Origin of the sequence: Alteromonas sp. NFXS44, assembly GCF_040148705.1 — a bacterium.
Lineage (GTDB): Bacteria > Pseudomonadota > Gammaproteobacteria > Enterobacterales > Alteromonadaceae > Alteromonas.
Genome location: NZ_JAGDEA010000012.1, coordinates 486071 through 505109, shown reverse-complemented (window position 1 = coordinate 505109; position 19039 = coordinate 486071). Strand labels below are relative to the sequence as shown.

Genomic DNA, 19039 nt, shown 5'->3' with positions numbered 1-19039 from the left:
TTTGGCGAACCGTTCAAGTTAATTGTCGCTCTATACATTGGGTAAGTGGGTGCGGCAGCTTCGTGAAGAACGCGATGGCAAATCGCCTCAGGCCACGCCAATGACGCCGGAACAACGAGAAATCCGCGAGTTGAAGAAACAAGTTGAACGCCTTGAATTAGAAAAGGAAATATTAAAAAAGGCTTCTGCTCTGTTAATGTCGGACTCCATGAAACACTCTCGTTAATCGAGAAACTGAGTCAGAGCAATAAGCACCGATATTCGGTAAATAATCTGTGTGCGGTACTGGATGTCCACCGCAGCACATTTAAATACTGGCAACAGCGCGATAAGCGGCCATCGCCGGAAGCTATCCGGCTACGCAGCCTGGTACGCGAAGCGTACCGACTAAGCGGTGGTTCTGCCGGAGCGAGAACTATATCAGACATCATTACGAACGATGAGTCTCACGACGTTACGCTAAGTCGTTACCGTGCCGGCAAGTTCATGAAAGCGCTTAGCTTGTTCAGTTGTCAGTTACCGAAACACGCTTACAAGAAAGGGACGCAGGAGCACGTTGCTATCCCGAATTTGCTCGATAGACAGTTCGCCGTTACAGCACCAAATCAGGTCTGGTGCGGCGATGTGAGCTTTATATGGACGGGGAATCGCTGGGCTTATCTGGCTGTGGTTATCGACCTGTTTGCCCGCAAGCCAATAGGTTGGGCAATGAGTCATTCACCGGACAGCAACCTGACCTGCCAGGCTCTGACAATGGCATTCGAGTATCGGGGAAAGCCTAAAAACGTGATGTTCCATAGCGACCAGGGATGTCATTACACGAGCCGAAAATTCCGTCAGCTAATTTGGCGGTATCGCTTAACACAAAGTATGAGTCGCAGGGGAAATTGTTGGGATAACAGCCCGATGGAACGCTTTTTCAGAAGTCTCAAAACCGAATGGGTTCCAACTACTGGTTACCGGAATTTTGCTGAAGCAAAGCAGAAGATTGGTGATTACATTCATGGCTATTACAGCCGACTGAGACCGCATTCATACAACGGTGGTCTAACACCGAATGAATCGGAGAAACGTTATTGGAATAGCTACAACGATGTGGCCAAAATTACTTGACCACTACAATGAGTTACAAGCAGTTGATCGAGGGACAACGATACCAGATTGAGGCCTACTTACGCGAGGGTTTCAGTTACCGGGAGATCGGAAAACGTCTGAGCGTGAGTCACAGCACAATCAGCCGGGAAGTAAATCGCAATAGAATACGGGATAACCACTATTTGCCGGAAGTCGCTCAGGCAAAGGCACTGAAGCGCCGCAGCCAGGCCGTAAAGTTCAGGATATCTGAACTGACGATTACCTTTGTAGAGTTCGGGCTGAACGAGAAATGGAGCCCTGAGCAAATTGCTGGTGTAGGTAAAATCATCGGTCATCATGTCAGTCACGAATGGATTTATCGCTACGTCCAGCGTGATAAATTACGTGGCGGTAGGTTGTACAAACAGCTGCGCCAGAGTCACCGAAGGTATCGTAAAGGTGACCGTGCGAAGCGGGTAATTATTCCGAATCGCGTTGGCATTGAGCACCGTCCCGCTATAGTGAACAAGAAAAAACGGTTCGGTGACTGGGAAGCTGACACGGTTCTGGGCAAGCAAGGAACGGGCGCGATTGTTAGCCTGGTCGAGCGCACAAGTAAGCTGTACCTGATACGCAAAGTGCCAGCGAAAAGCGCAGCAGACGTGGCCCGAGCCATGATTGGCATGCTGTGGAAATATCGAGGTCATGTCCGAACAATCACAGCGGACAACGGCAGTGAATTCTGTGACCATGAGCTGGTCGCTGAGAAGCTCAAAACCAATATCTACTTTGCGAACCCGTATTAATCCTGGGAACGCGGATTGAATGAAAACTTCAACGGTTTGCTGCGCCAGTACATCCGGAAAGGCACCGATTTACGGACGGTATCGGAGAGGCAAATTAGTGAAATAGAGCGGGCATTAAATGCCAGACCGAGAAAGTGCCTCGGCTTCAGGCAACCTGTTACGGTATTCAATGAATTACGCAGGGCTGCCTAAATTAGCGAGTGGTGCGCTTCGGAGTTGAATTCGCGTAGTGTCATTTATGGGGATTAATCATCATGAACCAAAAAAGTTGTCAGGCTTTTCCACATCGGCCAGTCACTTCATTGTATTTTCCTCTTGACCTCAAGTTAGCTTTAAATTGTACGCTCATTTGGAAATTACAATGAATGTGGTGATATGAAAATGAATGGGCTAGAAACTTTCGTTACTAATGTGACTAAACATTGGTCTGGGCTAAACACTGAAACCGTAGTGGCGGTTAGGCAGCTATTAGTCGATCTTACTACAACACCATCTGATGAGGCGTGGTTAAATGAAATAGTCCACGAAAGACCTGCCGCAAAAGAGTTATACCGAGATCCTCAACATGGATTTATTCTACTGGCTCATAGCGAAGAAAAAGGCTTGTATCGACAACCACATAACCACGGTGCTGGCTGGGTCTTTTATGCTGTTTATTCCGGAGAAATAGCCATGACAACGTATAAGCAAATTACCTCTAGTCGCGGTAAAACGGCTCTGGTTTCGAGAGGCTCGGATGTAATCGCTGGTAAACAGTGTCGAGTATTTTTGCCGGGTGATATTCATGACACCCATTGTATGACCGAAGGGTTTGTTCAGTTTCGCCTTACTAGTTCTGATTTTAAGAAAGAAATTCAAGAAGGCCGGATGATTAAGTTTGATCCCTAAACTAGTTATGTTTACACGGTCAGCGGGCTTCAACGACGTTTGACTGCGGCGGAAGAAACCGTTTTATGTTTTCGTGCCTGGTCCTTTCCAGCGATTCTTAAAAGTTTTTGAAACGTGGCGCATTCGCTGTGTTTTTCTGCGTTACATTTTGCTGCATGTTCGAGGCATCTCTGTATAGCGATGAGTTGCTTAACCCGTTGGGCAATTTCGTTTGCTCGTGCGGTTAAACTTTCCCGGTTTACTTCGAATCGACCTTTCGTTGTTAACATCGACCGTATTTCTTCAAGAGAAAAGCCAGCCCTTTGCCCTAACGCAATAAACTCAAGTTGTTCGAAAACATTCGCATTGAAAACCCGCTTCAAACCACTCCTTCCAATGGACTTTAAAAGATTTTTCTCTTCGTAAAACCTAATGGTGGAAGCTGGAAGTCCTGTTTTTTTTGATAGTTTTGAAATGTCTATTGAGTACATCAGCCCGACCTTGACTTAATGTTAACTTGAAGTATTACATTACAAAAAACACATCGTTTGTGCAATCAAACTCACTGATTGCTCTGGAGTTGGGAATGTCTGAAAACGGCGTTAATTCAAATGAACACAGTAATGAACGTGAAGGCTCTTCAAAGGCTGCTTTATCCAGCCTTATCTCTACAATGCTCATGTCAACATTGGCGGTGAGTATCACGAATATAGCGTTGCCGGCATTAGCAAGCAGTTTTGATACAACTATTTCGGCAGTGAGCTGGGTGGTAATTGCATACCTAGTGTCTGTGACGACTTTTATTGTCGGCGCAGGCGTACTGGGTGACATTTTAGGCAAGAAACCTTTGCTGTTGCTGGGCGTTGGGATCTTTTCATTTGCCTCATTAATGTGTGCCTTGTCGCTCAATTTTTGGATGTTGGTTACTGCAAGATTCATACAGGGCTTAGGCGCTACATTTATATTGTCACAAACATTAGCGATAGCTAGCGCCTCATTTCCAAAATCAAAAACCGGAACAGTAATGGGATTGTTGAGCTCGACTGCCGCTATAGGAACTGCGCTCGGGCCTGTGGTTGGGGGCTTCTTGCTTGATGCATTTGGCTGGCACTCGATATTTTGGGTGTTGTTTACACTGGGCGGCATTAACCTTGCGCTTTCTTCAACGCTGATTCCCATTGAGCGGTTCAAGTATACCGGCACGGTGAAACAGTACGATGTCATCGGAACGTTGTTGCTTGGGTTATCTTGTTTGCTGTATGCGTTATCAATGACCGTACACGCTACTATTGCCCCCTTATCGAGCGCTGTACTATTTATATCTGCAATTTTAGTTTTTATGGTTTTTCTGATTAGTCAGCGTAAGGGGCAATTTCCATTAATCAACCTGGCCTTTTTTCATCACACATTGCGTAATGTCACATTAGCGTCAAACTTTTTGGTTGACGCCGTAGCAATGTCAACCTTAGTTGTTGGGCCTTACTATTTGACTTATGGCTTGGGACTTTCTGTAACAAAGGCTGGCATGCTGATGGCAGTTGGTCCTGTCTTGGCTGCATGTTCTGGCTATCCCTCAGGAAAACTTGTCGATGTCATTGGTGTGAAGCGTGTTATGTTGTTAGGGCTTTCACAAATGTTTATTGGTGTGATTTGTTTTGCCTTTTTACCAGTGCGATGGGGTGAATATGGCTACATAGCCGCACTTTTCATATTGGCACCTGGACGCCAGCTGTTTCTAGCGTCGAACCATACTTTTGTTATGAGCAGTGCGACTAAGAGGGAAAAGGGATTAGCTGCTGGTGTGCTTAATCTGGTTAAAAATTTAGGTCTGATGACAGGAGCTTCAATGATGGTTGGCGTGTTTGCCTCACAACTAAAAAATGCAAATGCAGCAATTGCAACTCAACAAGAGTTAGGCGCCGCTTTTACTTCAACATTTTTATTAGCTGGTGTTGCTATCGGTGCTTCGCTGCTCAGTATTTATCTATTTAGTAATAAAGCTTCTGAATTTCATTAAATACTAGGCCCATATATGCCATAAATCACTGTTAAGAAAATACAACGCGGAAGTTTAATATGTCTCGAACATTTATAGAATCAGGACCCGGTTTACCTCATTGGGCCAACCCAATAAGTCATGCGGTTGTAGTGGGAAAAATGTGCTTTGTCAGCGGCCAACTTTCGATTAACGAAGAGGGCGTTTATGTAAAAGGAACAATCACTGAAGAAGCAACACTGGCGTTTAACAACGTATTTGCCGCACTAGCATCTGCTGGATTTGATAAAAGTGAAATAGCTTACATCGATATCGCGTTTTCAGACCTGACGGAATTAAGCGCAGTCGATGCGTTGTACATGACTTTATTCCCGGAAGGAAAAAGGCCTGCCCGCACAATTTACGAGGCCGCAAAACTACCATTTAATGGGAAAGTTAAAATTGTTGCTACCGCGGTTAAAGATTGAATGGTAAAAATGTTTAACGCTTCCCAATAGGGTAGAAAGTTACTTTCCCATATCTGGTAAATATCCAATGCAACTTCTATTGGATACATGCCGTGGAGGTTTTGAAACACACCTGCTTGAAAGTCAAAGTCGAGGTCTTTGGCCAGTTCGGCATACGGGCCAATGCCAACATAGGTAAAATCAGTGATATAGGAGAAATGCCAAGTTCCACCGTGTTTCTCTAACCGTATTTCTACTGGATGAAAACCACCTGTTTCAGCGGAGTAATCAGGGTCACGAAAGTTGAGCGTGACTGCGCAAGTAGACGCTGGTGTATCACCTATTTCTTGTTCAAGCGCGTCGACAAATTGCTTGGATACAGGCAGCGCCAGTTCCTGATAATCATATGTGTTCCTTCGGGCTATTTAAAAAGGCCCTCGCAGCGTTATTTGCTAATTTAAGTAAAGAAAGTTGCTGCAAGGGTTTGGGCAAGTTGAAGTGTTTAGGCTTTCGCTTTTTGAGAAGCTTTAGCGACTGCTGGCTTTTTCGAGGACTTGGCCGGAGACAGTAGATACGAGTCCAGTTCTCCGTTTTCAAGGGCCTTAATCACTGTTGCGATAGTTTCTGGAATTTTACTGGCTTCTCCTAATTTGAAAATTGGTAACTCATCATCACCATATTGACCAAAAAAAGGTCTACGATTCAAGTTGAGGAGGAGTCCATCCCATTGCTTACCCTTGAGCGAACTCAATACTGATATAGTCATGTTGTTTACCTCGTTGGGTTAGTTAGGGCGAATGAAGCCCATGTGGGGTTTGGATTGTTTGCGTTGGTTTTCTTCTGTCAACAGTGTGATAGCAGAAAGTCTGTGATTCTGTTTTGGGCTGAACAGTTTTCGTCTTGCAATGATGGCGAAATCGCCGGGCGTTAAGGTTTTTAGTTCAGCTAACGCCTGTTGCTCGGCTCGTTTGGCCGAAGTTAAGCCAAGTACCTGTTTGTATAATCGTAACAATTACTACGTCTTATAAACGGCCTGCAATAGATGACAGAAGGCTTGAGCCTGTTCCGATTGATGTTGGTTTAGCTGACTACCTGAGTAAAAATCTTCACAGAAGAATTTTCGGGAAGCATCGGAATTTTTATATATCAAGAAATCTTGTGAACAAGATGGCTGACTATTTTGAGCTGAGATTAAATAAATAAGTCCTAGAGAAGCATAGCTGCTTTGGCTATGCTTTCAAAAAAATTATCTTCCATTATATAAAGCCTTATATCATAGTTATCTGAAGGTAAGCATCAAATAATAGCCTACTGATATTACGAAAGGAATTGCTACGTTAATGGATTTTTTGAATCTTATATACTTAATTAAAAGCTCTTCTTTTCCCTTTTCTTCATCAGTATTGTACTTCCTTGAATAGAGTTTAAGGTAATTTAATATGCTGATTTCCTTCAAGTAATCACAGGTTATTATCATCAATACTGTGTGTGTTGTGAAGTAAAATGTAAATGTTAAGGAGCTGCTATCTTCTAATCGGATGAAAAGGTCTTTACTAAAAAAGGCTGCAATGTTTATAAAAAATAGACATAGGAATCGGTAAAATATTTTCTCACGCTTAATTTTTATTTCTGAAGTGCTTTCAAGGATTTCTTGATACTTTTCTGGGTGTTTTTTCTTTAAATTGATTAGGTTCTTATCATACCTATAATTTCTTGAAAGTGTAGGCAGCTGTAGTATGTTCAATAACCATGTGAAAAATAGTGCTAAAAAAGAAACTAAAAAAATTGAGTAACTTACTGTCTTGTCATAATTTTGGTGGTTATAGATATCGTAATAAATATAGAATAGAAAGTAATACTGAGAAAGAAGAGTTATTGAAATTATAAAAATAAGGCTAAGCATTACTCCTAGCCGGAATTTTGAAAATATATTCAGTTCAAAGTGTTCATTGTTATCAAAGTGACGTTCAAATATCAATGATAGAGAATCTAGTCATCTTACTGATACGAATGCTCTAATGTTTTTTCATGATTCTCTTCTATCCAAACCTCTATCATCATCTCTAACTTTTTTGAGTAAGAATAGTAGAAAAATATTGGTAGGGAAGTGAAAGATAAGGCTAAAACTATGATTTCTTTAAAGTTGGAGAGGTTCTTTAATTTCAGGCCAAATAAACTTAGTTCTGTGTTTTGGAGTGACTGTGAGAAATAAAGTAATAGTATTGGAAATGCATAAAATGATAATGACTTAATATATTTCGCTGTATATAATTCTTTTTTCTTGGAGATTTCCTTTATGAAATCTTCATTGAAGATCTTTTCTTTGTTAGTCGGAATTCTTAATATCTTTCTAAACTCTTCTTTCTGAGAAGATAGTGCACTGCTCCAAATGTGCTTCTTGGTAACCTCTTCTTTTTCTCTCATAAATATATGTCCGTATAAAAATTGCATCGTCTCCGCTTGATAAGGTCCTTCGTAGCTCAGAAGACGAGCTTACTGCGGTAGGGCAGAACTTTTTTCGTTCAAAGAGCACCCCCATTTTACACTTTTTTCCTCAAAAAAAATGATACATAAACTCTTACACAAGCGATTTTTGTAACACTAAAAGTAACATTTATTTTTTTATTTTTTATTTATGTTAGGTAAATCAGTTGTTTATGATTTTGGTTGTGTGTTGCCTCTGGCCACCATTCTTAGAAGCCTCGCGTAAGCGGGGCTTTTTTGATTCCGGAACCTGAAAATACCATCCGTTCCGGTGCCTTACCTAAAAAATGAAAAGCACGGCAATGAATGGAAAAATAATTGCGGTGACTGCCAGAGCCAGAATCCACTCCCGTCTTTCATCAGCTGCCATTTGCTTTTTATGATCTTCCCAGGTTTTCATTTCCGTCTCCGGTGGTGTCATTATTTTTAAGTTAGCATGCTTTTTAATCACAAAGTAATATCGCGACAGCCTCTGTGCTATAGTGTGCATTGCTTCACGCATCTCTTCGTTTTTTATTTCAAAGGTTCTTCTATGATTCATCCCCGCTATGCACCGGTGGTTTTTGCATTATTCATGGCTTTTTTTATGTCCGGCATTATGTCGCTGGTAGTAACAACAATTAATATCGGTTTTACAGACGGGTTGATTATTAGCTGGCTGAATTCCTGGCCGCTGACGTTTGCCATCGCTTTTCCTGTGATTATGGTGGTGTCGCCGGTAGTCAGGCGCATCGTTATGCGCCTTGTGGCAACAGAGGTGGCTGCGCAGAGGTGAAGGGTTAACCCGGCAGTAACGCCAGCGCCGCGAGTAAGGTCATGATGATAACCAGCCAGCGGTAGTGAGCTTCACTGATACGTTTTACCAGCCAGATCCCGCAATACACCCCTGCAATGATGAGTGGCAGAGCGAGCAAATTCAATTTCAGGCTTTCCCAATTGATGGTCTCCCACACAAAAACATGAAAAGGGACCTTAAACAGGTTGATGACAAGGAAAAACCAGGCAGCAGTGCCAATAAATACATTTTTAGGTAACCGCATACTCAGCAGGTAAACAGCCATCACGGAACCGGCCAGATTACCTACCATAGTGGTGAATCCCCCCATGACACCGGTCAGCACAGCAAACGTTGTATTATCAGGCACCTCGGCTTTTCGCTTTTCCAGCCATAGCATTAACGCCACACTGACGAAAATAATCACCGCCATGATCCGCATGAACATACCGTCGTCGATGTGGTCGCCCAGCCACGTGCCAAGCAATACTCCGGCGATCGCAGGAGGAAACAGTTTCATCAGAAACTGCCAGTTTGCGTGTCTGTGATAGTGATAGACTGCAAAAATATCAGCGGCAATCAGCATTGGCAGCATGATACCGGAAGAACCTTTTCCGCCGAACAGTATGGCAAGTAAGGGAACTGACAGCAGAGATGTACCATGGATGCCGGCCTTGGCCAGACCGACCATAAAGCCAATTGCCAGCACGATACTGATGTCTGTAAACGAAAGTTGTTCGATAAACAAAAAGAAGCTCCTCAGATTGACTTCTCTGACGAAGAATAAAAGCGTCAGCGTTGAGGCGGGGATGAAAAAATAAATTATAAAGCACTTACAACAGGGAACAAACCATGAAACGAATGAAGAGCAAACGACTCGCGTGCGGCATAGCAGTGCTGCTTGCCCTCTCTGTATCGCAGGCCATGGCGGCTCCGGGGTATTACCGTGAACCGGTTTTGCATAATGACCAGCTGATATTCAACGCTGAAGGCGATCTCTGGTCTGTAGATTTGAACACTAAGAATGGCGGTCAGTTCGGAGCGACACGGTTAACTACCCAACGGGCAGAAGAAACCCAGCCGGTTATTTCTCCTGATGGTACACAACTGGCGTTTATTGCTAACTATGAAGGCACGACAGAAGTTTATATTAAACCTGTGAGTGGTGGTGTAGCAAAGCGTGCCACCTTCGAAAATGCGGCAGTTAAATTACACCAGTGGACGACATCCGGCGCGCTTCTTTACAGCACTAACAGCCATACGGGACCAGCCAATAGTTATGTTCTTAAACTGCTGGAGCCGGATTCAGGCAAGGTCACTATTTTACCTCTCGCTGATGCAGTAGAGGGGGTCATTGATGACAAAGGTGAGTGGCTCTACTTTGTTCGTTTTGGCTTACAGGTTTCCGGCGACAATGCAAACTATTACCAGGGGGGCGCGAAAGGTGAACTCTGGCGCTGGAAACTGCATTCCGGGCAGGAGGCTGAGCGGTTAACAGCAGACCATAACGGTTCTGTACGCACCCCAATGCTGGCAGACAACCGCATTTATTTTATCAGTAACCAGGATGGCCCGGACAGCCTCTGGTCGATGACTCCCGACGGTAAATCTCTGCGAAAAGAATCCGCAACGGCAGACTGGACGGTACGCGGTGCCAGTGCTGACAGCAACCGGATTGTGTACCAGCAGGGTGCGGATTTAGTGCTCAAAGACTTGTCATCAGGCAGCAGCGATATTGTGCCGGTTCAGCTGATTTCAGATTTTCCCTACCTGCGGGAGTACTGGGACAATGCGCCTCTTGAGTTCCTTACCAATACGGCCTTCGCGCAATCCGGTGATGCCGTTGTGCTGACGGCCAGAGGCCGCATTGCTATTGCCAGAACAGATGGTTCAAGACTGGTTGAAGTGGATACGCCGGAAGATTCACGCAGCCGGAAAGCCCTGCTCAGTCATGACGGGAAGTGGGTTTATGCATTAAACGATACCAGCGGTGAAACGGAGATCTGGCGTTTTGCTGCGGACGGTTCTGACCAGGCTGAGCAACTCACAAAAAATGGTGATGCATTTCGCTGGCAGTTATCCCTTTCACCTGACGGTAAGTGGCTTGCCTTCGACGACAATGAGGGAAAGGTTCAGGTTCTCAATACTTCCGATAGCACGGTGTCCACGGTACTGGACGACAGTGACGGATTGTTTGCCACCCCGGACCTGGTGTGGTCTGCAGACAGTAAACTGCTTGCAGTCAGCCGTAATATTTTAGGCAACGAGCGCAACAGTATTTATCTGTATGCCATGGCTGAAAAACGGGGGATGGAAGTGACATCGGATAAATACCAGTCTTACTCTCCGGCGTTCAGTGCAGACAGTCAGTGGCTTTATTTTCTGTCTGACCGGCATTTTGTTGCTTCACCGTCGAATCCCTGGGGCGACCGTGCCATGGGGACCGCCTTTGACAAACCGACACAAATTTTTGCTCTTGATCTTACCGGTAACGGTGATTTCAGTTTTGCCGCGCCAACCGAGCTGAACCGTAAAGTTAAAGGCTCAGAAAAAGATGAATCGGGGACAGAGTTGGAAGGTGAGCAGTACGGCTCCGTTGTGACATGGGATGGCCTGACTTCGAGACTCTGGCAGGTGCCAGTCAGTCCGGCTAACTATGGTCATCTGACTATGACTGACTCAACCTTATTTGTAACGGAACAAAGTGGCAGCGCAGCCGTGCTGAAAGGGATGGCAATTAAGCACGACAGTAAGCTGAAGGCGGTGACCTCCGGTGTGGCAGGTTACGCTTTATCCGCAGACGGAAAGTCCCTGTTTGTGCACAAACAGGGTAAGGGCAATAAGCACATGTATATCGTGCCTGCCAGTACCAGTTTTCCGAAAGACTTGTCAGGTAAGCAACTCGATACAGCAGGCTGGCAAATGCGCATTACGCCGCAGCAGGAATGGGCGCAGATGTTCCATGATGCCTGGCTGATGCACAGGGAGTCACTGTTCGATCCGGCGATGCGGGGGCTCGACTGGAAACAGGTAGAAAAGAAATACGCTCCGCTGCTTGCACGTGTAACACACCGGAGTGAACTGAATGACGTTTTTGCCCAGATGATGGGAGAGCTCAATGCGTTACACAGTCAGGTGCGGGGCGGTGAAATGCCGGCTGATAAAAATGCAGCCAAAGCGGCCATGCCGGGCGGTATCCTTGAAGACACCGCTGATGGTGTACTGCTTTCCCACATTTACCGTTACGACAGTGAAATTCCGGCAGAAGCTCCACCTCTGGCAAAGCCGGGTACCGATGCGAAAGAAGGCGACATAGTCCTTGCGGTAAATGGCCGTGAAACACAAACCCGCGCAGACGTAGTACGGGCGCTCATGAACACCGCCGGTAAGCAAGTGTTGCTGACACTGAAACGGGGTGGGGAAGTAGTGAGAACCGTTGTTACCCCGACAGATGTGAATACAGATTTTGCACAGCGCTACCGTGACTGGGTAATGGCGAACAGCGAAAAAGTGAATCAGGAAGATGCTGACATCGGCTATCTGCACCTCTATGCAATGGGGGGGAATGATGTGGCGTCGTTTGCACGGGAGTTCTATGCCCAGTATAAAAAGGATGGCTTAATCATTGATGTCAGGCGTAATCGCGGTGGTAACGTAGACAGCATGATCCTAGAGAAACTGCTCCGGCGGGTATGGATGTTCTGGCAGTATCCTACCGGTAGCGTGGGCACAAACATGCAGCAAACCTTCCGTGGTCACCTTGTGGTACTGGCCGATCAGTTTACCTATTCAGATGGCGAAACTTTCACTGCCGGAGTAAAAGCAATGCGCCTGGCTCCGGTTATCGGCAAGCAGACTGCAGGTGCCGGTGTGTGGCTTACCGGACGCAACTGCGTTGCCGATAATGGTATGGCGCGGGTGGCTGAATTTCCTGTATTTGCTGCAGACGGGCGCTGGATAACTGAAGGGCGGGGGATCAGTCCGGACAGGGAAGTCGATAATCTTCCTTATGCAACATTCAATGGAAAAGACGCTCAACTGGACGCTGCAATCCGCTATTTAAAAGAGCAGATAAAACTGAATCCGGTAAACCCGCTGGAAGGGGAGACACTCCCGGATGTCCGCACGCCGGCGCATGATATCCGGCCGTAACGGGGCTACATCAGGTTTATATTTTCAGTTTGCTTTTTGGTCAGTTAGTGTTGTTATAATTGTCGTACAAACATGGAGTGTGTCATGAAAACAAATATTTTCGTAGCAACATTTCTGGCCTTACTGACAGGGAGTTTGTCTGTCGATGCCACTGGCAATGAGCCGGAATTCCTCAAGTATTACCCGACGTGTGATTACGAAATTATTGATACCGGTGTGGCTGTTGTTATGTCATTTGTGCATGGCAATGTGGTCAGCGAGGCTGCGCACAACGACATGATGGCGGATGCCCGTGATGATTTGTTTAACAAGGCGCTGGAGGTCGATGCCCGGGGGATCGTGTTACTAAAAGCCAAATTTAATCAGATCAATAATAATCGCGGCAAAATGAGGGTGACCGCAGAGCTGTTATCCGGGTGCAAGGACGGCAGCGATTATAATGAAGGTGATGTGACTCCACTCACACCAAACGGACACAAACAGTTCAGCATGAAAGTTATACGCTCTGAACGAACCATTACCCTCGATGCGTTCGGTGCCGGCGAAGTAATAACGCCTGCACTGCCAGAAAATACCGTCGTGAGTATCGCTGAGGGCATGTACGGCATCAAACCCGGTGACTCGTCAGAAAAGGTGAAAGACATTTTTGGTACTCCTTCCTTTACGTTCAGACAGGATGAGCACTGGACAATGCTTGCCTATGGCCGCTCACACTGGATTACCCTGAAAGACGGCATCGTGGCAGAGGCCCGATTCGGCTCACCATTCTTTGGGAATGAACTGACCAACTTTTTCTTCTTTGATGATCGCTTCGACTACCGTAAGTGGTCAATTAATAGCATCGGGAAGGGAGACATTTACACCGGCAAAAAACAACAGATTTTCAGGCAGGGAAGTATAACGCTTACGCTCACCGGCGAAACTTATCTGGTGAACAATCAACAGGACGAAGAGCAGGAAGCTACCGGTTTTGTATTGCGCGATGAAGAACTGATGGCAGCGTTACCTGAGTTTACCTGGCAGAAAAGCAATGAGGCCGTTGAATATCTGAATGAATACACAGCGCAGGACAGAGAAACCGGGAGTTTAGATATTTCTGCACTGCCCGGCGAGAAGATTGGCTGGACGAGCCGGCAATCCGGAAAAGGATATGTGCTGATAAACCCCTGGACGCTGGTGGAAGTCGTAGGACAGAATGTCAGCAAGGTCAACGTCAGCCCTGATTTCATTCAAAGTGAATATACAGACTCTCACAACTGGCATTTCGCACAATTTTACAAAGGGCAACCGAAAGCTGACGCTCTGTCCGCCGCCGGTGAAAACAGCTTCGTTATATATGATGTTATCGAAGTGGAAGCGCCTGATTATCTGTATAAAGTCTATATGTCAGAAATAAACGGCAGAGAGCAGGTGTACAGTATGGAAATGCGTATTTTTTAACGTATGCCCTGCTTGATTGGTGTAGTGGCTTTTGAGTTCTTTTTGCAGATCCATTATCGTGCTTAATCGCAAACGATGAAAAAGGTACGCTGATGAGACACGACGAATTTTTGGGGTATTGCCGGGAGCAACTTATTCTGAGTTTCCGCAATACTTTGTCAGGCAAGCCGGACGACGTGCAAAAGCACCGGACCGAAGGCCTTATTCAGGCAGCAAAACTGCTAGGAATTGCCAGCCATTCTGATATTTCGCAAATCATCGAAGAAGAGCATTTGGCTGTTTTTGGTGAAACAGTCAGCGAGCGGACCGCACGAAAAAAATCCCTCACTGAGCTAAAAGAGCTGTCTCCGGATATTTACTACGACATCCCTACAATCGAACGGCTGTAAAACGCGCTGCGGCAGCTACTCAGGACGCGGTTGAATACACGGGCGTGACATCAGCTTTATACTTTAGTTTGCTTTTTGGCCAGTTAGTGTTGTTATAATTGTCGTACAAACATGGAGTGTGTCATGAAAACAAATACTTTCGTAGCAACATTTCTGGCCTTACTGACAGGGAGTTTGTCTGCCAATGCTACCGGCAAGGAGCCGGAATTCCTCAAGTATTACCCGACATGTGATTACGATGTACTCGATACCACTGTGGTAAGTGTGATGTCTTATGTGCGTGGTGACAAAATCAGCGATGCCGCGCATAAAGAAATGATGGCCGAGGCAAGGGACGATTTGTTTTACGAAGCCCTTGATGTCGATGCACAGGGTGTGGCGGTATTACGGACAAAATTTCAGCAAACCAGCTATGACCGTGGCATGTTAAGGGTAACGGCCCAGTTGTTATCTGAATGCAAAGATGGCAGTGAATATGTTGATGGTGATCTGACCCCGTTTACTCCGGACGGATTCAAACAATTCGGCATGAATGTCATCCGCGCCAGACAAACGATCTCAGCGCCGGCGTTTGACGCCTCCGATGATAAAACCCCGCCATTGCCTCAAAACACTGAAATCAGTATCGGGCAGGGCATGTATGGCATCAAACCCGGTGATAAGCAGGAAAAAGTAGAAGCGTTGTTCGGAACGCCTTCTTTTACGTTCAGGCAGGATGAGCACTGGACAATGCTTGCCTATGGACGCTCGCACTGGATTACCCTGAAAGACGGTATCGTGGCAGAAGCCCGGTTCGGCTCAGCATTCTTTGGTAATGAACTGACCAATTTTTTCTTTTTTGATGATCGCTTCGACTACCGTAAGTGGTCAATTAATGGCATCGGGAAGGGAGAGAGTTATTCAGGCAAACAGCAAATGTCTTTCAGACAGGGAGATATTACCCTTACGCTCATCGGCGAAACCTATCTGGTGAACGATCAGAAAGACGTAGAGCGGGAAGCTACCGGTTTTGTATTGCGCAATGAAAAAGTGATGGCGTCGTTACCTGAATTTACCTGGCAGGAAAACAATGAGGCTGTGGCATTTCTGGATGACTTTACAAATCGGGACGACAACGGGGAAAGTCTGGATATCTCCGCACTGCCCGGTGAAAAAATTGGCTGGACGAACCGGCGATTTGGCAAAGGGTATGTGTTAATAAACCCCTGGACGCTGGTAGAAGTCATTGGCCGGAATGTCAGTAAGGTGAATGTCAGCCCTGACTTTATTCAGAATAAATACACCCAAACTCATCACTGGCGCTTTGCGCAGTTCTTCAAAGGGCAATCAAAAAACGATGCCTTATCTGCGGTGGGCGAAGACAGTTTCGTAATGAATGATGTTATCGAAGTGGAAGCGCCTGATTATCTGTATAAAGTCTTTATGTCAGAAATAAACGGCAAAGAGCAGGTGTACAGCATGGAAATGCGTATTTTTTAACGTACCCACGCCCGAACAACGCTCTGCGTCCTCTACTCAGGACGCAGTTGAACACACAGGCGTGACATCAGCTGGTTGTATACGCCTTCAATATTCAGTGGCATCTACTTACTTTTCAGTTATATAAATGTATAACTATGTATGTTTGCTGCTGATTTCACTGACAATTTCAGTAACTTCTCGCCTGCGACTCATTCTTGTTTCAATGTTAAGTGATTAATTTATAGTCAAAATTTAATGCTTGTACTATCAGTGTCGCAAATGTCGTTAAAAGTGCTTATTGTCGCCAAATAACCGAAAGTATAATTTCGCGAATTTGGATCTTGTTCATACTGTGTACTACGTTTATTGGCATCACCGATCACTTTCTGTCCGGTTTAATGCCAACACCGAATAGTGAGGAGTAATCAGGTGAGTACACGGGTTTTAGTTGTAGATGATTCCGTTTCGATCAGACAAATGGTGGAAATGACATTGCGTGCGGCTAACTTCGAAGTGACATTAGCCGAAGACGGTCAGCATGCACTGGATATGTGTTCCGGTTCCGCATTTGATGTTGTGCTTACAGACCAGAACATGCCACGCATGGACGGACTGACACTGATTAAAGCGCTCAGAGGCAAACCGGCATTCCAACGCGTTCCTATCGTCATGTTAACCACCGAAGCCGGTGATGACATGAAAGCAAAAGGGCGTGCAGCCGGTGCTACCGGCTGGATGGTTAAGCCCTTTGACCCCAATAAACTCGTGACAGTTATTAATAAGTTGGCCAGCTGATTCTATGCTTCACGGGAGCGTAAAATGTCCATTGATGTTGGGCAGTTTCATACTGTCTTTTTCGACGAAAGCGACGAACACTTGCAGGAAATGGAACGCATCTTACTGGAAATTGATGTGTCTGCCCCTGATGATGAAGAACTGAACAGCATATTCCGCGCTGCCCACTCCATTAAAGGCGGCAGCGGTATTTTTGGTTTCGACGCACTTACCCGTCTGACCCATGTCATGGAAAACCTGCTCGACCAGGCCCGCAAACACCTTATGCCACTCACTACAGAATCCGTGGACTTACTGCTTTCCTCCACAGATGTACTGAAGGAAACCCTCGAAGCTTACAAAGCAGGAACTGATACTCCCGACGACAATATTTCTGCCCGTATTGCTGAACTGGAAACCGTCCTTGGGAGCGGGAGTCAGGGAGAAAATAGCAGTCAGGCCAGCCAGCCGGCGGCATCCTCTGAATCCGGTGATGACGGTGAAGGGTTCGATTTCGGCTTTTTTGATGATGAAGATGAATTACCTGTTGTTGCAGAAAGCGCAGATGAAACCCCTTCTGCCAACACCACAGACGTTGCGGCAGATGCCAAAGCGTCCGGGCAGCCAGACCCTGTTCCGGCGGCCGTCGCAGTGAAACCGAAAGTACCGGCGAAAGCCTCACCGGCCAAAGAGAACGCTTCTATCCGCGTAGATACTACCAAGATCGATGGATTAGTGAATCTGGTGGGAGAGCTTGTGATCACCCAGTCAATGCTCTCGATGGTGGGCAGTGAAGTGGACGGACAGGCAAGCGACCGGTTGCAACATGTAATCACCGAGTTGCAACGCAATACACGGGAAATTCAGGAATCGGTGATGTCCATGCGGATGTTGCCTGTAAATATGACCTTCAGCCGCTTCCCCCGGGTTGTTCGTGACTTGTCTAAAAAGTTAGGTAAGCAGGTCAATCTGGTGATGGAAGGTGAGCATACCGAAATTGACAAGAGTTTGATTGAAAAGCTGGTGGATCCGCTTACCCACTTAGTGCGCAACAGTATTGATCACGGTGTGGAATCCCCGGAGGTCCGCAAGGCAGCCGGTAAACCAGAGGCGGGTACGGTGACTCTGAGTGCGGAGCAAAAAGGCGGCAATATCGTCATCGGTATTACAGACGACGGTGCCGGTCTTAACCGTGAGCGCATTCTGGACAAAGCACGACAAAATGGTCTGCCATTCAGTGACGACATGCCAGACAGTGATGTGTGGAATCTGATTTTCGAACCCGGTTTTTCTACAGCTGCGGAAGTGACTGATGTCAGTGGCCGGGGAGTCGGTATGGACGTAGTCAGACGAAATATTGAGTCGATTGGCGGAAGAATTGAGATAATTTCAAAAACTGGAGAAGGATCAGGGTTTTACATCCAGTTACCCCTTACTTTAGCCATTCTTGATGGCATGTGTGTGAAAGTTGGAAGTCGCATTTTTGTGATTCCTCTACTAAATATAATTGAGTCATTCCAACCAAAACCTAACGAACTGAAAAATATCCGGAATGAAAAACTGCTGTGGATCAGAGAACAGTACTGGCCAATGGTGGCACTGCACCAAATGATGGATATCGATGATGCCGTCACGTCGGCTACTCAAGGCATTGTTGTACTGGTGGAAAGTAGCAAAAAACGCTACGGCATTCAGGTTGACTCCATTTTAGGTCAGCAGCAGGTGGTGATTAAGAGTCTGGAACGCCATTACCGGAAAATCCCCGGTCTGGCAGGAGCAACAATTATGGGGGATGGCACCGTGGCTATGATACTGGATGCAGATGCCGTGGCAGAACATTGTCAACTGCCCGCAGAAGAGGAGTTATGTGTATGAGCGAAGCCGCCGTACAACAGTCGGTGATGGCCGGAGATGATCGTGAATTTCTCAGTTTTGTTTTAGGTGAGGAGCACTACGCGCTGGACATCACCACCGTGAAGGAAATCAGAGGTTACGAGCAGGTAACGAAAATCGCTAATGCTCCTGACTTTATAAAAGGGGTCATGAACCTGCGGGGCGATATTGTGCCTGTGGTTGACCTGCGCATTAAGTTCAATGTGGGCGAAGCCACTTACAACGAATTCACCATTGTCATTATGTTGAATGTGGATGAGCGCATAGTGGGTGTTGTGGTTGACGGTGTATCTGATGTTATCCGTTTAAGTGAAGAAGAAATGTTGCCACCTCCGGAGTTTGGCGTGGCGTTTGATAGTCGGTATTTACATGGCTTGGCGGATGTGGACGAAACCATGGTCATTCTTGTCAATATTGAAAGTTTAATTAACAGCAATGAACTTGGGCTGGTGGAAGTCGGTCAGGCGAGTGTAGGAGAGTAA

Annotated in this window: 17 protein-coding genes and 2 pseudogenes; 13 read left to right on the top strand and 6 right to left on the bottom strand. The window is 46.1% G+C overall.

Going from position 1 to position 19039, the window contains the following annotated elements; translation table 11 throughout:
* Positions 1-34 precede the first annotated feature (34 nt).
* From J3369_RS19355 to J3369_RS19345, 3 genes and pseudogenes are all read left to right on the top strand, one after another.
* Positions 35-1113, top strand: a pseudogene (locus J3369_RS19355) (IS3 family transposase); the annotation flags it as partial.
* Positions 1114-1121: 8 nt separating this feature from the next.
* Positions 1122-2072: pseudogene (locus J3369_RS19350) on the top strand (IS30 family transposase).
* A 183-nt stretch (positions 2073-2255) separates the two neighbouring features.
* Positions 2256-2768, top strand: a complete 513-nt coding sequence (locus J3369_RS19345; protein WP_349590029.1) for a hypothetical protein — start codon at positions 2256-2258, stop codon at positions 2766-2768.
* Positions 2769-2797: 29 nt separating this feature from the next.
* Here the strand turns inward: J3369_RS19345 and J3369_RS19340 are convergent, their stop codons facing one another.
* Positions 2798-3238 (bottom strand): helix-turn-helix domain-containing protein, encoded by a 441-nt coding sequence (locus J3369_RS19340; protein WP_349590027.1) that lies wholly within the window; start codon positions 3236-3238, stop codon positions 2798-2800.
* Between the two features lie 95 nt (positions 3239-3333).
* On the opposite strand from J3369_RS19340, the gene J3369_RS19335 reads away from it, so the two are divergent.
* Both J3369_RS19335 and J3369_RS19330 read left to right on the top strand, forming a co-directional pair.
* Complete coding sequence (locus J3369_RS19335; protein ID WP_349590024.1) at positions 3334-4764, top strand: MFS transporter; 1431 nt, start codon at positions 3334-3336, stop codon at positions 4762-4764.
* A 59-nt stretch (positions 4765-4823) separates the two neighbouring features.
* Complete coding sequence (locus tag J3369_RS19330; RefSeq protein ID WP_349590021.1) at positions 4824-5210, top strand: RidA family protein; 387 nt, start codon at positions 4824-4826, stop codon at positions 5208-5210.
* Here the strand turns inward: J3369_RS19330 and J3369_RS19325 are convergent.
* The 4 genes from J3369_RS19325 to J3369_RS19310 all read right to left on the bottom strand — a co-directional run bounded on the left by J3369_RS19325 (position 5144) and on the right by J3369_RS19310 (position 8214).
* A complete protein-coding gene (locus J3369_RS19325; protein WP_502877493.1) occupies positions 5144-5533 on the bottom strand; it encodes a DUF2787 family protein in 390 nt (129 codons plus the stop codon). The genes J3369_RS19330 and J3369_RS19325 overlap by 67 nt on opposite strands.
* A 158-nt stretch (positions 5534-5691) precedes the next feature.
* Entirely contained in the window at positions 5692-5955 is a 264-nt protein-coding gene (locus J3369_RS19320; RefSeq protein ID WP_349590018.1) for a hypothetical protein, read from the bottom strand.
* Positions 5956-7187: 1232 nt separating this feature from the next.
* Positions 7188-7613 (bottom strand): hypothetical protein, encoded by a 426-nt coding sequence (locus J3369_RS19315; protein WP_349590015.1) that lies wholly within the window; start codon positions 7611-7613, stop codon positions 7188-7190.
* A 340-nt stretch (positions 7614-7953) separates the two neighbouring features.
* A complete protein-coding gene (locus tag J3369_RS19310) occupies positions 7954-8214 on the bottom strand; it encodes a hypothetical protein (protein ID WP_349590012.1) in 261 nt (86 codons plus the stop codon).
* Between J3369_RS19310 and J3369_RS19305 the strand changes: the two genes are divergently transcribed.
* On the top strand, positions 8206-8448 hold the full coding sequence (locus tag J3369_RS19305) for a DUF2798 domain-containing protein (RefSeq protein ID WP_349590010.1): 243 nt from the start codon (positions 8206-8208) through the stop codon (positions 8446-8448). The two genes, J3369_RS19310 and J3369_RS19305, sit on opposite strands and share 9 nt — an antisense overlap.
* A gap of 4 nt (positions 8449-8452) precedes the next feature.
* Here J3369_RS19305 and J3369_RS19300 read toward each other — a convergent pair whose 3' ends face one another.
* Positions 8453-9196, bottom strand: coding sequence for a sulfite exporter TauE/SafE family protein (locus J3369_RS19300; RefSeq protein WP_349590008.1), 744 nt, complete (start codon positions 9194-9196; stop codon positions 8453-8455).
* A 113-nt stretch (positions 9197-9309) separates the two neighbouring features.
* On the opposite strand from J3369_RS19300, the gene J3369_RS19295 reads away from it, so the two are divergent.
* From J3369_RS19295 to J3369_RS19265, 7 genes are all read left to right on the top strand, one after another.
* Entirely contained in the window at positions 9310-12600 is a 3291-nt protein-coding gene (locus J3369_RS19295) for a S41 family peptidase (protein ID WP_349591085.1), read from the top strand.
* 84 nt (positions 12601-12684) lie between these two features.
* Positions 12685-14040, top strand: coding sequence for a hypothetical protein (locus J3369_RS19290; protein WP_349590005.1), 1356 nt, complete (start codon positions 12685-12687; stop codon positions 14038-14040).
* 92 nt (positions 14041-14132) lie between these two features.
* Positions 14133-14429: a hypothetical protein gene (locus tag J3369_RS19285; RefSeq protein ID WP_349590003.1), complete on the top strand. Its 297-nt coding sequence runs from the start codon at positions 14133-14135 to the stop codon at positions 14427-14429.
* A gap of 123 nt (positions 14430-14552) precedes the next feature.
* On the top strand, positions 14553-15908 hold the full coding sequence (locus J3369_RS19280) for a hypothetical protein (protein ID WP_349590001.1): 1356 nt from the start codon (positions 14553-14555) through the stop codon (positions 15906-15908).
* Positions 15909-16319: 411 nt separating this feature from the next.
* On the top strand, positions 16320-16685 hold the full coding sequence (locus J3369_RS19275) for a response regulator (RefSeq protein WP_119502839.1): 366 nt from the start codon (positions 16320-16322) through the stop codon (positions 16683-16685).
* A 24-nt stretch (positions 16686-16709) separates the two neighbouring features.
* A complete protein-coding gene (locus J3369_RS19270) occupies positions 16710-18539 on the top strand; it encodes a chemotaxis protein CheA (RefSeq protein ID WP_349589999.1) in 1830 nt (609 codons plus the stop codon).
* The gene (locus tag J3369_RS19265; protein WP_349589997.1) at positions 18536-19039 is read left to right on the top strand and encodes a chemotaxis protein CheW; all 504 of its coding nucleotides are present in this window, start codon (positions 18536-18538) and stop codon (positions 19037-19039) included. The genes J3369_RS19270 and J3369_RS19265 overlap by 4 nt, the downstream gene beginning before the upstream one ends.

Bases quoted from the DNA above. Each gene is read 5' to 3' on its own strand.
- J3369_RS19270 (WP_349589999.1), top strand. From the start codon at position 16,710: ATGTCCATTGATGTTGGGCAGTTTCATACTGTCTTTTTCGACGAAAGC.
- J3369_RS19280 (WP_349590001.1), top strand. From the start codon at position 14,553: ATGAAAACAAATACTTTCGTAGCAACATTTCTGGCCTTACTGACAGGG.
- J3369_RS19315 (WP_349590015.1), bottom strand. From the start codon at position 7,613: ATGAGAGAAAAAGAAGAGGTTACCAAGAAGCACATTTGGAGCAGTGCA.
- J3369_RS19265 (WP_349589997.1), top strand. From the start codon at position 18,536: ATGAGCGAAGCCGCCGTACAACAGTCGGTGATGGCCGGAGATGATCGT.
- J3369_RS19295 (WP_349591085.1), top strand. From the start codon at position 9,310: ATGAAGAGCAAACGACTCGCGTGCGGCATAGCAGTGCTGCTTGCCCTC.
- J3369_RS19335 (WP_349590024.1), top strand. From the start codon at position 3,334: ATGTCTGAAAACGGCGTTAATTCAAATGAACACAGTAATGAACGTGAA.
- J3369_RS19330 (WP_349590021.1), top strand. From the start codon at position 4,824: ATGTCTCGAACATTTATAGAATCAGGACCCGGTTTACCTCATTGGGCC.
- J3369_RS19320 (WP_349590018.1), bottom strand. From the start codon at position 5,955: ATGACTATATCAGTATTGAGTTCGCTCAAGGGTAAGCAATGGGATGGA.
- J3369_RS19285 (WP_349590003.1), top strand. From the start codon at position 14,133: ATGAGACACGACGAATTTTTGGGGTATTGCCGGGAGCAACTTATTCTG.
- J3369_RS19310 (WP_349590012.1), bottom strand. From the start codon at position 8,214: ATGAATCATAGAAGAACCTTTGAAATAAAAAACGAAGAGATGCGTGAA.
- J3369_RS19290 (WP_349590005.1), top strand. From the start codon at position 12,685: ATGAAAACAAATATTTTCGTAGCAACATTTCTGGCCTTACTGACAGGG.
- J3369_RS19305 (WP_349590010.1), top strand. From the start codon at position 8,206: ATGATTCATCCCCGCTATGCACCGGTGGTTTTTGCATTATTCATGGCT.
- J3369_RS19340 (WP_349590027.1), bottom strand. From the start codon at position 3,238: ATGTACTCAATAGACATTTCAAAACTATCAAAAAAAACAGGACTTCCA.
- J3369_RS19345 (WP_349590029.1), top strand. From the start codon at position 2,256: ATGAAAATGAATGGGCTAGAAACTTTCGTTACTAATGTGACTAAACAT.